Annotated in this window: 22 protein-coding genes; 3 read left to right on the top strand and 19 right to left on the bottom strand. The window is 27.3% G+C overall.

Features of this window, described 5'->3' with window-relative positions; translation table 11 throughout:
* The 10 genes from JOC62_RS17445 to JOC62_RS17400 all read right to left on the bottom strand — a co-directional run.
* Positions 1-302: PD-(D/E)XK nuclease family protein (locus JOC62_RS17445; protein ID WP_204596555.1), on the bottom strand; the 302-nt coding region annotated here is incomplete at its 3' end.
* A gap of 16 nt (positions 303-318) precedes the next feature.
* A complete protein-coding gene (locus JOC62_RS17440; RefSeq protein ID WP_204596554.1) occupies positions 319-504 on the bottom strand; it encodes a hypothetical protein in 186 nt (61 codons plus the stop codon).
* 12 nt (positions 505-516) lie between these two features.
* Positions 517-840, bottom strand: coding sequence for a hypothetical protein (locus tag JOC62_RS17435; RefSeq protein WP_204596553.1), 324 nt, complete (start codon positions 838-840; stop codon positions 517-519).
* A gap of 12 nt (positions 841-852) precedes the next feature.
* The gene (locus tag JOC62_RS17430; RefSeq protein WP_204596552.1) at positions 853-1,182 is read right to left on the bottom strand and encodes a hypothetical protein; all 330 of its coding nucleotides are present in this window, start codon (positions 1,180-1,182) and stop codon (positions 853-855) included.
* Between the two features lie 13 nt (positions 1,183-1,195).
* A complete protein-coding gene (locus tag JOC62_RS17425) occupies positions 1,196-1,393 on the bottom strand; it encodes a hypothetical protein (RefSeq protein ID WP_204596551.1) in 198 nt (65 codons plus the stop codon).
* Positions 1,386-1,652, bottom strand: a complete 267-nt coding sequence (locus JOC62_RS19250) for a VRR-NUC domain-containing protein (protein ID WP_341534821.1) — start codon at positions 1,650-1,652, stop codon at positions 1,386-1,388. The genes JOC62_RS17425 and JOC62_RS19250 overlap by 8 nt, the downstream gene beginning before the upstream one ends.
* Before the next feature lie 32 nt (positions 1,653-1,684).
* Positions 1,685-1,855: a hypothetical protein gene (locus JOC62_RS17415; RefSeq protein WP_204596550.1), complete on the bottom strand. Its 171-nt coding sequence runs from the start codon at positions 1,853-1,855 to the stop codon at positions 1,685-1,687.
* A 128-nt stretch (positions 1,856-1,983) separates the two neighbouring features.
* On the bottom strand, positions 1,984-2,163 hold the full coding sequence (locus JOC62_RS17410; protein ID WP_204596549.1) for a hypothetical protein: 180 nt from the start codon (positions 2,161-2,163) through the stop codon (positions 1,984-1,986).
* A gap of 13 nt (positions 2,164-2,176) precedes the next feature.
* Entirely contained in the window at positions 2,177-3,472 is a 1,296-nt protein-coding gene (locus JOC62_RS17405) for an SNF2-related protein (RefSeq protein ID WP_204596548.1), read from the bottom strand.
* Position 3,473: 1 nt separating this feature from the next.
* Complete coding sequence (locus tag JOC62_RS17400) at positions 3,474-3,629, bottom strand: hypothetical protein (protein WP_204596547.1); 156 nt, start codon at positions 3,627-3,629, stop codon at positions 3,474-3,476.
* Between the two features lie 181 nt (positions 3,630-3,810).
* Between JOC62_RS17400 and JOC62_RS17395 the strand changes: the two genes are divergently transcribed.
* Entirely contained in the window at positions 3,811-4,164 is a 354-nt protein-coding gene (locus tag JOC62_RS17395) for a helix-turn-helix domain-containing protein (protein WP_204596546.1), read from the top strand.
* Positions 4,165-4,612: 448 nt separating this feature from the next.
* Here the strand turns inward: JOC62_RS17395 and JOC62_RS17390 are convergent, their stop codons facing one another.
* The 4 genes from JOC62_RS17390 to JOC62_RS17375 all read right to left on the bottom strand — a co-directional run bounded on the left by JOC62_RS17390 (position 4,613) and on the right by JOC62_RS17375 (position 6,573).
* The gene (locus JOC62_RS17390) at positions 4,613-4,972 is read right to left on the bottom strand and encodes a hypothetical protein (RefSeq protein WP_204596545.1); all 360 of its coding nucleotides are present in this window, start codon (positions 4,970-4,972) and stop codon (positions 4,613-4,615) included.
* On the bottom strand, positions 4,972-5,397 hold the full coding sequence (locus tag JOC62_RS17385) for a hypothetical protein (protein ID WP_204596544.1): 426 nt from the start codon (positions 5,395-5,397) through the stop codon (positions 4,972-4,974). The genes JOC62_RS17390 and JOC62_RS17385 overlap by 1 nt, the downstream gene beginning before the upstream one ends.
* A 28-nt stretch (positions 5,398-5,425) precedes the next feature.
* Complete coding sequence (locus JOC62_RS17380; RefSeq protein ID WP_204596543.1) at positions 5,426-5,578, bottom strand: plasmid mobilization protein; 153 nt, start codon at positions 5,576-5,578, stop codon at positions 5,426-5,428.
* A gap of 116 nt (positions 5,579-5,694) precedes the next feature.
* Positions 5,695-6,573 (bottom strand): helix-turn-helix domain-containing protein, encoded by an 879-nt coding sequence (locus JOC62_RS17375; RefSeq protein WP_204596542.1) that lies wholly within the window; start codon positions 6,571-6,573, stop codon positions 5,695-5,697.
* Positions 6,574-7,062: 489 nt separating this feature from the next.
* Here JOC62_RS17375 and JOC62_RS17370 point away from each other — a divergent pair, with 489 nt between their 5' ends.
* Together JOC62_RS17370 and JOC62_RS17365 are read left to right on the top strand one after the other, a co-directional pair.
* Positions 7,063-7,947, top strand: a complete 885-nt coding sequence (locus JOC62_RS17370) for a ParM/StbA family protein (protein ID WP_204596541.1) — start codon at positions 7,063-7,065, stop codon at positions 7,945-7,947.
* The gene (locus JOC62_RS17365) at positions 7,937-8,161 is read left to right on the top strand and encodes a hypothetical protein (RefSeq protein ID WP_204596540.1); all 225 of its coding nucleotides are present in this window, start codon (positions 7,937-7,939) and stop codon (positions 8,159-8,161) included. The genes JOC62_RS17370 and JOC62_RS17365 overlap by 11 nt, the downstream gene beginning before the upstream one ends.
* 268 nt (positions 8,162-8,429) lie before the next feature.
* Here JOC62_RS17365 and JOC62_RS17360 read toward each other — a convergent pair whose 3' ends face one another.
* The 5 genes from JOC62_RS17360 to JOC62_RS17340 all read right to left on the bottom strand — a co-directional run bounded on the left by JOC62_RS17360 (position 8,430) and on the right by JOC62_RS17340 (position 13,148).
* A complete protein-coding gene (locus JOC62_RS17360) occupies positions 8,430-9,338 on the bottom strand; it encodes a GH25 family lysozyme (RefSeq protein WP_204596539.1) in 909 nt (302 codons plus the stop codon).
* A 66-nt stretch (positions 9,339-9,404) separates the two neighbouring features.
* Positions 9,405-9,701, bottom strand: coding sequence for a phage holin family protein (locus JOC62_RS17355; protein ID WP_204596538.1), 297 nt, complete (start codon positions 9,699-9,701; stop codon positions 9,405-9,407).
* Positions 9,702-9,751: 50 nt separating this feature from the next.
* On the bottom strand, positions 9,752-10,162 hold the full coding sequence (locus tag JOC62_RS17350; protein WP_204596537.1) for a phage holin family protein: 411 nt from the start codon (positions 10,160-10,162) through the stop codon (positions 9,752-9,754).
* Positions 10,163-10,244: 82 nt separating this feature from the next.
* Entirely contained in the window at positions 10,245-10,472 is a 228-nt protein-coding gene (locus JOC62_RS17345) for a hypothetical protein (RefSeq protein WP_207758210.1), read from the bottom strand.
* A gap of 18 nt (positions 10,473-10,490) precedes the next feature.
* The gene (locus JOC62_RS17340) at positions 10,491-13,148 is read right to left on the bottom strand and encodes a BppU family phage baseplate upper protein (RefSeq protein ID WP_204596536.1); all 2,658 of its coding nucleotides are present in this window, start codon (positions 13,146-13,148) and stop codon (positions 10,491-10,493) included.

The following is a 13,148-nucleotide window of genomic DNA, read 5'->3' as shown; positions in this document are numbered from 1 at the left end:
GATATTAAATATTCTTGGGCGTATATATTAATATTTGCTAGTAGATTTTTTAATTTAGGTATTAAAATTTCAAATTTTATAATCTCATTGACATTATTATCTGTCATGACATGATAGCTTGATTTATAGAATTTTAAAGCTTCTTCCAAGCTTTTTTCTGCTCCCATGTGAATTGTATTTCCACAAATCAAAGCATCATTTGGTAACGGATCAGGAATAGTTTTAATCTTATCAATATATCTCAATTTATATTGATATGGACAATGATTAAAACACTCTATCCTAGAATGTGAATACTGCAATATAATCACTTCCTTTCTAATGTAATAGCTTGTACCCTTCAAGTAACCAACGTCTAGATCTTATACAAAAGATCCATTCACCAGTAATCGAATGTACTTGTAATAAACCATCTTTCATTCTTACTCTTTGATTAGTAGTAACTGTTATAAATTCAGTTCCTTCTTTCATCAGTTCAATTTCTTCAAAAGTGTATATTTTCATAAAATCACTTCCTTATATAAATCCTCTAACATTTATAAAATGGACTTTTATATCTTTTGTTAGATCCTTCATATCAATATTTTTTATTTTACCTTTGTTCACTCCATCTACAGTTTCTATAACATGATCCTTTACTAACCCTTCCCTTTGGAAGTCCACAAAATTAGCCTTTCCATTCTTACCAACATACTCACTCACATGATTTTCTTCTAATAAGTTAACTAGTTCGTATTTAGCACTTTGTAAATCTTCTGTATATGTTTTATTTTTTTCCTTTAAATCTAAAATTTGATCTATTAATTCATCTGCTTTCTCATTCCATCTTTCTTTAGCCATTTTTAAATCCTCCTATATTAAAATTTTAGTATCATCATTTATTTTCCAATCTTCTGGACATACCGCGGTAATTAAACAATCACCCATCTTTGTTCCTAATGAACAATTCCTACAACATTCACGTTCATGGCCTTGATTATTACAATGATTTTTAATTGTTTTTATGGCTTCAACTAAATCATTTTCTTTTGGCTTTGCTTCATAATCAGAAATCATTTCTTCAATAAGTTCTATATCTTTATCTATGTCACGTTGATCAATTATGAATGGCATATCCTTAAGCTTTTTAGCACCTTCTAATTGCTTTTCTAAAAGTTCAATTTTCTCTTTAACATTGTTCATTTAACAATTCCTCCTACACTAAAATCTGAGTATTTTTAACTAGTTTCCAACAATCAGGTGATGAATTAATTATCAAACATTCACCGTCTGAATCTCCAAAAGGACATCCTTCACAACAATCTTCTTCGTATTGCCTTCCTTCACAAACTCCTTTAATAGTTTTCACAGCTTCAATTAACTTTTCATTATCATTTACACAACCTTTAATCATTTATTAACTCCTCCATATCCTTTTTAAAGCTTTCAAAGTCTTTAGGGTATAATATGTATGCTATACCTTTACTCTCCTTTATAAGCCTTATATTTCGTTTCTGTAGCTCACTTGGTTTACCTGTTGGCCCTTTAACTTCTATTGCTACAAAAGTTCCATTTACACAAGCTATTAAATCAGGTATTCCAGCCTTTGAATAAGGCCCTGCCCATACTTTAAAATGCCATGTGTAAGGTAATGCATCTAAAAATTTTTTTATTTTATTTTCAAATATCTTTTCTGCTGCTATTCTTAATCTCCTCCTTTAAAATGATTAATACAATCATCACAGATTACTAAACCTTTTATGTCAAAGTATTCATCACCTTCAAAAATATCTTTTCCACATTCTTGACACTGATCTATTACTTTTGCTCTATTTTCTTCAGGTCTATAACTGTACATTGATTCAGGTAATGTCATTACATATCACCTTCTTATTTATAAAATAAACTGGCTAGACTTGTACTAAAATGGGTATCTATAAATGTGATAAGGGGGTTATCACATCCTTTCGTATTTAAAATTAATTTACCTAGCCAGTTATTAGCTTAAAATTTAACTCTAACAATTTTAAATCCATTCCTTTTACCACTTAACTCACTACATACCGATATATAAATAGAATTTTCACTTACTCCAAGCCAATCACCCATTTGTTTAGCAGTTTCAGTTATCTTAACTGGTAACTCATATTTATCAGGTGTGACGGCCATATAAACTCCTTTCAAGCAAATCACTTCCTTAAATTTCTTCAAAGAGCTTATTGGTAAAATCTTTTCTTTCCAATAAAGTTTTATAAATCTTTTCTTCTATTGAATCTTTAGTGATTAAGTAATAATAAAAACAAGTTTTATTTTGACCTAACCTATGAATCCTTTTCTTACTCTGTTCAAATAATTCAGAACTTAAAGTTAAACCAAAGTAGATTATTTTATTTGCCTTTTGTAAGTTAAGGCCCATGGCTCCAGCTTGATATTGAATTAATGTAACTGAATTATTTTTACTTTCATAATTCTTTAAATCCTTAATTTCTCCATTAACAATACTTACTGGCTTCTTTAGTTTCTTACATAGCTCTTTAATTCCTTTCATTTCATCATTGAAATTATAGAAAATTAAAATCCTATCTTCTGTACTTTCCATAAGATCTCTTAAAGTTGAAAATTTATTATTATTGTATTGACTTGCCAACTGCCTTTGATAAAGCATATAAGTTAATGATGTATCTCCAACTAATTCAGCTCTCGGTGTAACATCTTCACCATAAAAATCTGAATCATCTTTAAATTCACAAGACCCATATAAATCTATTGTAATAAGTCTATCTTTTAAGAATTTCTTATACATTGATGTGTTCTTTATCTCAATTACATTGTCCATTTGTTCAGGTAAATTAATAACTTCTTCCGTTTTCATAAATATCGAACCATGATCTCTAAGCTTTCTTTTTAACCTGTCTATATTCTTATAACCAATTACAGTTGGCATTTTAAAACCACCTACATTAATTAAATGTGTTTTTATATAATTACTCCAAAATGCCTTTTTGGATATTTTCCAACCTAATAATTTTAATTGGCTATGTAATTCCTCATATTTTCCACCTACTGGCGTACCACTAAGTAAGATTACATTACTTGGTTTAAGCTTTAGTATAAATTTAGTTCTTTTTGAAGTACTATTTTTTATACAACTACTTTCATCAAGCATTAATGTAAAATCTTTTAATTCTAATAACTCAGGCCTACGCCACACAAGATCATAGTTTATGATTATAACGCTGTTATTTGATATTTCTTTTTTCTTATCATAAATAACAATGTTGTAATCATAATATTTTTGAAAATGTTCCTTCCAATCATCAATCTTTGATTTTTGACATATTAGTAAATTGATTTTATTATCATAAATTTTCAACTTTTCAGATCCTACAAATGTTTTTCCTAACCCCATATCTAAGTAATAAGCTACATTTTTAAAAGATTCTGTATCTTTAAGAGCTTGTACTTGATGGGGAAATAAATTAATTTCCTCCATACTAATTTTCCTTTTTATCTGATAAATTTTTTTGCATTAACATTCCTCTAGCCATTCCAGCTATATAAATCCTATTTTCCATACTTAATTCACTTAAATCTGATACTGCTCTAATATAGTCAATTTTTTTAATTTCTTTATTTACTTTTTCATTCATTACATCACCTCACAAAAATATTGTCTACAATTGACATTATATGATTGTTAAAGACACTTGTCAACAAAAAAGTTTTGTTTTAGACATTTAAGTAATAAATTTTGTTGTTTACAGACATATATAAATAGTGTATTATATCTATATAAGTTCTCTAAGAACTTATATAACGGGAGGAAATAGAATGGAACATATAAAAGTTTTAAGAAAAGAGTTAAAATTAACTCAAAAAGAATTCGCTGAAAAAATTCATATTTCTAGATCTAATTTAGCTGGAATTGAAAATGGCAGCGTAAACTTAAGTGAAAGAGTTGCTAATGATATTTGCAGAGAATTTAATGTTAATTTAGAATGGCTTAAAACTGGAAAAGGGGCAATATTCAAAGAAGTAGATTCCCCTGAAGAGCTTGAAGAATTTTTGGCACATCTTTTAATGGAAGAAGATGATCTTATGAAAGAAACTATTTTAACGCTTTCTAAGTTATCAAAAGAAGAATTTAATATTGTAGCTAAAATGATCTCATCATTAAAAAAATAAAGGATACGATTTACGTATCCTTTATTTTTTATCCAATTTTTTGGCAACCTTTATTATATTTCTTATGTGTAGTAAAAATTTTTTATTATTAATATCATTAATCATTGTTATAATTTCAGTTTTTGTTTTCTCCATATGCTACAATCCTCCTAAAATCTTCGCAAAACACACGAACGTCTGTTCGTATAGATTTTACTACGTTTATAATTTTTTTTCAATATTGTACCATCTTAATTACATAAACTATTCAAGTATTTAGATATTCTTAAGGACATACTCTATAAATAATTCTTTTAAATTTTAAAATATTCAAAATAACTTTTGGTAAATTTTATTCAAATATCAATTATTGTATATTTAAAATAATAATTTAATATTTTTGTACTTAAAGTGTGTTTTGACCTAAAATACCATAAAATAAAAAAGATAGACAATCAAGCCTATCTTTTTAAAAAATTATTTTAAATAAAATATATACGAACAGTATGAATAAAGCTAAGTAAAATAAAGTCTTTGCAATTAAAATTATAAGTTCAATTGTAGCTCCAATCATTTTGAATATATCTTTAATTGACCCAGTAGAACTATCTATCTTTCCATTACTCATTACGTTTGCAACATCTTTAGCTGATACTGTAGTTTTATTATAAGCTTTATTATACATTGCTTTTTCAGGATCATTGACCCATCCCATTCCCTTTTTCCCATAGACTGGGTTAACTGACTTTTTAATTTCTCTGGTTATTCTTCCTGTAGTTCTAGCTGAAAGTGACTTTTTAAGACTGGGCTTTCTGACACCAACCTTCATTATTTCACCTCAAATTCTATATCCTTATCACCATTTTTATATGGGCCTATTTGAATATATTTTATATCATCAATTTTCATATCTCCAGGAGTCACTATAAATTCTCCTTGTTGATTTACCTCTTTTATTTTAAAGCTATTCTTGTCCGAAGTATCCCCTTTAGAATTTATAACTGTAAAGTTTATAAACTTCTTATATGCATACATCATTTGGTTTATTGGACTCTCCGTTTTTATTATTATGTTGTCCCCATCTTTCGTAACTGATTTAACAGTAATGCCTGGATAAGATCCATCTTCATTATTATTAGTTTTAGACACATATTGAACGCCTGTTTCAGCTAATTTTGGCTCATATTTACCACACCCAACGAATAATGCTCCAGTAACCAAACAAACCATAATTATTGATATTATTTTTTTCATTATTATTCCTCCTTAATATTTATATAAACTACGATTTTTCATCTTCTGAACTTAATTTCAAAACCGCAAGTTTTAAATACTCCGTCATATTTAACTTTCTTTTTTTCGCCATTTTCTTTATTAATTTTTTTTCTTCAGTACTAACTCTTATTTGTATAACATCATCTTTTCTTTCACCCATTAAAACCTCACCCCTAGGTTTTATTATACCGTCATGACATGATAGAAATTTGTTATTTTTTAGTCTGAATTTTATAAAATCATAGAACAAATTATTTCAAAATTTTTATTTTAAATTTAATTATCATAACCTAATAATTTTCTTTCAAGAGCATTATAATCATACTCCCTTTGAGGAAAATCATTAAACTTAATATCCTTATCTTTCTTATTTATATTTACAGTTGTATTTTTTATCTTTTCCATATCATTTAAAACTGCTAATAAATATCCTTTATAGTTTTTAATTTCTTCTCCTATTGCACTAGCAGTTACTATTGCTTTAGCTACTTTTGTAAAATCATAAACTAGTAATAATGCTGTTACATCTTTTTTAGTTAATTTATAGTTTTGCATTTGACATATTTTCATAATCTTTTTTATGTCTTCATCATCCTTAGAAGAAGATTTATTAAGATTGTTACTATTAAGATTGTTACTATTAAGATTGTTACTATTAAGATTGTTACTATTACTGTCCTCGTTTTGAGCCACCTCATTTTGAGTATACTCATTTTGAGAATCCTCATTTTGAGTACTCTCAGAAATGCTAGTATTTTCAATAGATTTTTGAGTTTCCTCATTTTGAGTACTCTCAGAAATTACTGTTTTTTCAATTGGAAATTGTTCAAGTGTATATATATTTTTATCATTTATAGATTTATTATTTTCATTTTTTATTCTTGTTTGCTTTATAGTTATATAACCGAATTGTTCTAATAATTTTCTATGTTTATAATAACGTGTTTTACTTATGCCTAACTCTGCAAGTTGTAATTCAATTGAAGGAAATGAAGATAACCCTGCTCCTGCAAATGAACTCATGTAAGCATAAATTGCTTTCGCTTCAATTGTTAGTCTAGGATCTCTCATAACTGCTTTAGGTGAAAATCCATATCCCTCTGACATTATTCCATTTGATTGTATAAAATTATTTGATACTTTATCTTTTGACATAAAAAATTCCTCCTATTTTTAGATAGCAATCTAAATTACAGAAGGAAAAATGTTTGACAAAATCACATATTTATTTTAATATATGGATATAAATAAATATGTAAAAAAAAATTCTTCTGAATTTAGATGGAACTCATTTAATTAATCAAGTTTGCCGACATGAGAATTAAATGGGTTTTTTGCTATTTATTTTTAATTAGTTAATGTTTTCTAAATTTATGTAATAATAATACCATTTTTATCAAAAGGTGTCTAGTTAATGACTAGATACCTTTTTTCTGTACTGACATTACTATAAAATATAAATAATCTAATGATGATATATGTGTATATGATACACATATTATACACATAAAACATATATAAAGCAATATTAAATTTTGATAATTCCTATTTTATGGGAAAATATACACATAATATATTGACATAGTGTGTATTATGTAGTATTATTAAAACATAAAATAAATGATTTTTAGGAGGAACTAAATTATGAGATTAGGAATTGATGTTGGATATAGCCATACTAAGGTGATAGGGGAAAATGTAGAGTTTACTTTTAAGTCAACTATTGAAGAAGGAGCATTAGATATTGGAAATTCTATAAGAGTTGATTTTGATGGAAAGACTTATACTGTAGGAGAACAAAATGGTTTATATGCTACTGAAATAAACAAAATGCATTCTCTTAATTTTAAAATATGTCTTTATACTGCAATAGCAAAAGCTATGAAAAATAAAACTACTGAAGAAATTCAATTAGTAACTGGATTACCAGCACAATATTATCAAGCTCAAAAAGAAGATTTAATTAAAGAACTTCAAGGGAAAAAAATAACTATAACATTAAATGATGAACCAAAAAGATTTACTATAACAGATGTAATTGTATTCCCACAATCAGCAGGAGTTCTTTTATTAGAACCAAATAAACTAAAAGGCGATGTTTGTGTTATTGATATTGGTGGATTTACTGTAGATGTAAGTTATTTTAATAATAAAAAATTAAGAAAATTACATACTCTAGAATTAGGTATGAATGTTCTTGCAAACACATTAGTACAAAAAATTAAGGCTGAATATGGTGTATCATATGATGTATTAAAAGCAGATGATATTTTAGATACTAATGAAATAGTTAGAAATGGGAAAGCTATTAATATAGAAACTCTTATAGATGAAGTATTAGAATCACATACAAGACTAATAGAAAATAGATTAAAAGGCTTACAAGAATATAATTTAAGTAAACATATATTTGTTGGTGGTGGAGCTTTAAGATTAGCTAAATTCTTAGATATAGAAATAGATACTGACACAGTTTATACAAATGCTAAAGCTTATTATAAAATAGGATGTGAGAAGTTTGAAGGTTAGAAAACAAATAAGTATAGATGAAAAAGTATTAGAAAAAGGATTAATAAGAGCAGAAGAACTTTTTGCAGGTAACTTTTCTATATACTTATCTTATTTAATAAATCAAGATGCTGGAGATATAAAAATAGATAGAGTTGAAAAAGAAACTAAAAATAATGGTTCTGAATTTGATGAAGAAACTAAATCAGAAATAGATAATATTTTAGGGTTATGAATAATAGAAAATAAAATGACTAATAATAAATATATTATCAATTAATTATATATTTATTTTTGTAATCCATAAATTAGACCAGGAGAAAAGCTCCTGGTTATTTTTTTATTAATATGAATATAAATGTACAAGCTAGGCAATAATTTAAATAAATCCTTAAATTTTACTCTTCCCCAATATGAATTATTTTATATACAAAAAAAGACTAGCAAGGTTCCCCCTACTAGTCTTTTTTGATGTCGTTTGAAACGACCTCGGAATTTATTTCCTATACACAATTACCATATCTTTTATTAGTTGATAGAACTCTTACTGCCATATATCTTCTTTTGCCACTTCCACCAATCCAGCTAATCCATCTGTAGCCTTCATTATCTACATAGTAATCATAGATTACACTTTCCCCTCTATTATAAGAACCTACAGTATTAGAACCAGTAGAAGGTTTTTCTCTTATCATTAGTTCATCAACAATAATTGTACATCTCCCGTTTTGTGGTACTAATTTATAGCTTGGTTTTGGTGGTGTTGGAACTGGTTTATTCCCTAAGTTATTTAATCCAGCATCTTTTATAGCTTGTCTAAGTCCTCTATATTCATAGTTCATATCAACTCTACCATTTATGCCTTCCATACTTCCACTTTCACTATATTGCCACATTTGACAGCCATACTTTTTAGCATTTGCTTCAGTTGTTCCATACCATGCTAACCAAAGTGAGTATCTTTTTAACTCTGATTGATAGAAATGATTATTTATAAAGTCAGGATTAGCATAATTCATAGCCCAGTAATTAGCTTTTTCTATTTCACTACAGAATGCTTTTGCCATATCTGTTGCTAATCTTTTACCTATAGTAACTCCATTTTTCTTAGCATAATTTAAAGTATCATATTCTAAGTCATAAGAAACTGGATATTCAACTCTATATGGTTTTATGGCTTCTAGTACATATTTTGCTTCTTGTCTTGCCATATCTTCTGTATATGCATAACTAAACCAGTAAATACCTACTGGAATACCTAACCTATTACATTCTTTAATATTTCTTACGAACTGTTTATCTATATTATTTCTTCCATAACCGGCACGCAACATTACAAAATCTACGTTACCTTTAACTCTTTCCCAATCTATTCTTCCTTGGTGTTCTGATACGTCTATTCCTTTTAACATTTTACATCTCTCCTTTATTATTAAAAACTCTTTATAATATATTTTTGTAAACTAAAAGAACAAGGATTATTGTCCTTGCTCTACTTCTTTCTTTTCATCTTTTTTAGTGTATTGTACCTTTAATTGGTTTGCCCCAACTGCTAAAATACCACATGCAGCACCTTGAATAATTGTTAAGACTTCAATATTATGTTGAATACCACAACTGCATACTGCTCCAATTAACATTAAGATATATGGAATACTCCAATCTTTAACCTTAGGTGTTAGTTTTAAGTATGATCCTACTGCATAAAGTACTGCTGCTAAAATAGTTAGTGTTTCAGGTAAATTTGTTTGTAAGTAATTTAATATTTGTTCCATTTTTTATTCCTTCTTTCTTTTTTATTTATAAAAACAGAGCATAAATAAAATTATCTATGCTCCTCTTTATCTTCTCTTAATTGAATTAATGCATTTTTTAGTTTTGTTGGAATTGGAGCACCTAATTCTGATGCATTTTCTAAAATACTTATTCCTTCATTTGCTATATAAAAATAACATACCAATGATCTAAATACCCAATTACCAGTATTTAAAAGTCTGTCTAACATAACTGCTACAATAAGTATTGCAAATATAACTCCTTTTCTTGCTATGCCTTTAAGACCTATTCGACTACTTAAGTCTTTATTTACATAGCCTTTTGTAACTCCCATTAAATAATCAATAATCATAAAAACTATTAATGCAACTAATGGTGTATCCCATGATCCAAATAACCAAGTAAATAAAGCTCCTAAAACTACAATAATAGCCTTTAATTTTGTTAAAATATCATCCACTTATTTGTCCTCACCTTCTTTTATTTTAAGGCAATAAAAAAAGACTACCTAAAGTCCTTAAATATTGCCTGTTATTTATTAATTATGCTGGTACATTTACTGTAGTTTCTTTTGGAGATACTATTTCAGTTGGTTCTTTTGGTGTTTCTACCTTTTCAGCTGGTGGATTGATTTTATTTACTAATTCTAAGTATTGATCTTGTGTGATTCTACTTACTGCAAAGAAAACATCAAGCTTATTTGCCATATCTTCTTTAGTATAATTTTTTGTTGTAATCATTCTGTTTAATAGTTCATAAATTGTGTTCATTTTAATTCCTTCTTTCTTTTATTTATTTTTTAATAATTCTATATCTAAAGTATTACTTGTAACTTGTGGCACTAATATTTCATCTATTATCTTGTAAAGATCATTTATATTTTTACTTTGTTGCTGCAATATAGAACCTATATTACTTGCTATTTTAAATTTAAATTCTGCTGGTATAGAGTTTGTACTCATTATGTGGGTTACATCTTGAAATACACTTAAATCTAAATCTTTTATATTTAATTCTGTAATTATTGGTGATGCTCTTTGATAGTAAACTGTTACTGGATTAGCTTGGAGCCATTTTTTAAACCCATTTACATCTTGTGTAGCTAGCTTATTTTTATTAATTCTTATTTGTAAAGAACAATATCCATCTATATTAATACCTTCTATATCACTGCCCCATGTATCTATTATCTTAGGAAAAGTGTTACACATTAGTTCAGAACCTTTCTTAAATACATTAGACATAGAAGCTCCATCTATATAGAATAAAATAGTATTACTACTATCATTTTTAACAAGCCAGGTTAAATCATCATTACCACTTAAATTCATCTTGTCTATATTTTGTTCTAAAACAACTTTTCCATCCTTTTCATAGATCTTATCACAAATATTTGATAAACCTCTTAATGGTTGATTCAATAAAATTTCTTTTTTATCACTTTGATATTCTTCATATGGCACTTGTGTTCCTTCATTAAGCATTAAATCTTTAATACCAACATTTTTACTATTTTCTAATTTAAATTTGATATAATAACAATTATTAGGAGAAGTAAAAATTATATTTTTATCATTATAAGATATATATTTTTTATTAATATCATAATAAAAAATACTAAACCATCTAGACTGTATTATAAGCGTATAATTTAAACTATATAGTGTATTGGGTTTTATTCTAATAAAATCTTTACTTATCGCATGTGAAATTGCAGTCAGGCTTGTATTACCACTTTGTGGGTCAATATCTCCTACAATTAAATTTTTAGTATTGAATAAATTCTTTCCTATACTTAAACTACTAATTTTAGCCTTATTCGCTGGTCGCCATTCAAAACTATCTACAGATTTATATATGCCAACTTTTCCAACTGGCTCATTTGTTGTATTCTTAGTTAAATATACTGCTAGATAACGAGCATTTGATGTTGTGGTTACAGTCTTTGTTAATCCAGTTTCACTTCCTCCAATTACTATAATCTTATCTCTATTATTTATCGGAAGATCACTTACTCCTATCGTAAATCTATCTGTTTGTTTTTCTTTAACAATTGTGTACGTTGTGTTGGGTTCACATGGTATTATTGCAGTTGAAGTATTTGAACCTAGTGTAAAAGTTCTCCCATCATTACCCCCTATATACCCATCTACTATTTGACTTTCTTCTAATAAATTTATTTCAGCTTCTCCAACTGATTTTATTCCTTCAAAATGTTGTGGAGTCTCTTTATTAGTCCAATCTCCTTCTAGTATCATTATATCCTTAGCAAAAGTTTCACCTGACTGTGAACTATCAATGAAAATGTAAACAACAATTGTAGCATCATCTGGAATAGTTATCAATGAATCTTTAGTTGTCAATACAGCTTTGTTGTTTGTAATCCAATTTGCATCTGTTAGTGCGTGTGCTGCGTTTCCAGTTTGTAATGAAATTCTGTTTACATTTTTAAAGTTACCAATTATGGTGTATTTTGTGTTGGGTTTAAACAATGATTTATTAACCGTTCCGCATGCGAAATAACGCCATGAACTTAATTCTTGCTTTATATCTATCACAACACTGTTTGATTTTTGTTCAATAATAGTATATTTACCATCATTGACTGGATCAGAATTGAAAGAATAAGTTTCTTTTGTATTTAAATTTTGCAATGTTCTTCCTCTAAGCTCCATTCCTTCAGTTCTACCTTCTAAAGTATTATTACAAGTAATATTACTTCCTTGATATTCTAAACTTTGATTAGCTTTTAAACCATTTTGTAATGTGTCTAAATCCATTCTTATCTGTGGTATGTTCTGACTTCCATCTAATCCAGTTATATATTTTTTAGTTTCCTCTAGACTCTTATTAAGTTCAGTATTTTTAACTGCTGCATCTTGCTTATTTTGAGTTAATGCTGCATTTAATGAATTACCACCTCTAATGTTGTTATTTAAATTAGTATTAAGATTAGTACCTGAATTTATATTCTTACTTAAACTACTATTTACTTCTCTTGCATCATGTAGATTTGCAACCATTTCTTCTGACTTCTCTAAGATACTAATAAGCTTTTGATAAGTAGTAGTTTTTAATAATCCTGAACTTATTCTATTAAATAAATTCTCTTTTACAATCAATGAGAAGGTTCCAGTATGCTCTAAGAATCCACTTGAATTGTATATTGCTAATTGGCAACCATAATTACCATCTTGTCTAGTTAATATATTAGTTATAGGAAGGCTTATCTCCCCTTGTACTGCATTTGTTATTTGTAAGCCTTCTATTATATCCCCATCACCTTTATTGTTAACATAAGCCATTTTAACGCTTTTATTTGTTAAATTAATTCTCTTATTTTTATCTGTAACTATTAATTTATATGTTTTAGAGTTGTTATCACCTTGTATTACGTTAACGCTACATCCTAAATCCTTAGAAATATCTATATATATTTCTTCCAT

Source organism: Clostridium sardiniense (assembly GCF_016907995.1).
Lineage (GTDB): Bacteria > Bacillota > Clostridia > Clostridiales > Clostridiaceae > Clostridium > Clostridium sardiniense.
This window is presented reverse-complemented; position numbering and strand designations above follow the sequence as displayed.

Coding starts and splice junctions, on each gene's coding strand:
- JOC62_RS17440 (WP_204596554.1), bottom strand. CDS start 504: ATGAAAATATACACTTTTGAAGAAATTGAACTGATGAAAGAAGGAACT.
- JOC62_RS17435 (WP_204596553.1), bottom strand. CDS start 840: ATGGCTAAAGAAAGATGGAATGAGAAAGCAGATGAATTAATAGATCAA.
- JOC62_RS17430 (WP_204596552.1), bottom strand. CDS start 1,182: ATGAACAATGTTAAAGAGAAAATTGAACTTTTAGAAAAGCAATTAGAA.
- JOC62_RS17425 (WP_204596551.1), bottom strand. CDS start 1,393: ATGATTAAAGGTTGTGTAAATGATAATGAAAAGTTAATTGAAGCTGTG.
- JOC62_RS17415 (WP_204596550.1), bottom strand. CDS start 1,855: ATGACATTACCTGAATCAATGTACAGTTATAGACCTGAAGAAAATAGA.
- JOC62_RS17405 (WP_204596548.1), bottom strand. CDS start 3,472: ATGGAGGAAATTAATTTATTTCCCCATCAAGTACAAGCTCTTAAAGAT.
- JOC62_RS17400 (WP_204596547.1), bottom strand. CDS start 3,629: ATGAATGAAAAAGTAAATAAAGAAATTAAAAAAATTGACTATATTAGA.
- JOC62_RS17395 (WP_204596546.1), top strand. CDS start 3,811: ATGGAACATATAAAAGTTTTAAGAAAAGAGTTAAAATTAACTCAAAAA.
- JOC62_RS17390 (WP_204596545.1), bottom strand. CDS start 4,972: ATGAAGGTTGGTGTCAGAAAGCCCAGTCTTAAAAAGTCACTTTCAGCT.
- JOC62_RS17385 (WP_204596544.1), bottom strand. CDS start 5,397: ATGAAAAAAATAATATCAATAATTATGGTTTGTTTGGTTACTGGAGCA.
- JOC62_RS17380 (WP_204596543.1), bottom strand. CDS start 5,578: ATGGGTGAAAGAAAAGATGATGTTATACAAATAAGAGTTAGTACTGAA.
- JOC62_RS17375 (WP_204596542.1), bottom strand. CDS start 6,573: ATGTCAAAAGATAAAGTATCAAATAATTTTATACAATCAAATGGAATA.
- JOC62_RS17370 (WP_204596541.1), top strand. CDS start 7,063: ATGAGATTAGGAATTGATGTTGGATATAGCCATACTAAGGTGATAGGG.
- JOC62_RS17360 (WP_204596539.1), bottom strand. CDS start 9,338: ATGTTAAAAGGAATAGACGTATCAGAACACCAAGGAAGAATAGATTGG.
- JOC62_RS17355 (WP_204596538.1), bottom strand. CDS start 9,701: ATGGAACAAATATTAAATTACTTACAAACAAATTTACCTGAAACACTA.
- JOC62_RS17345 (WP_207758210.1), bottom strand. CDS start 10,472: ATGAACACAATTTATGAACTATTAAACAGAATGATTACAACAAAAAAT.
- JOC62_RS17340 (WP_204596536.1), bottom strand. CDS start 13,148: ATGGAAGAAATATATATAGATATTTCTAAGGATTTAGGATGTAGCGTT.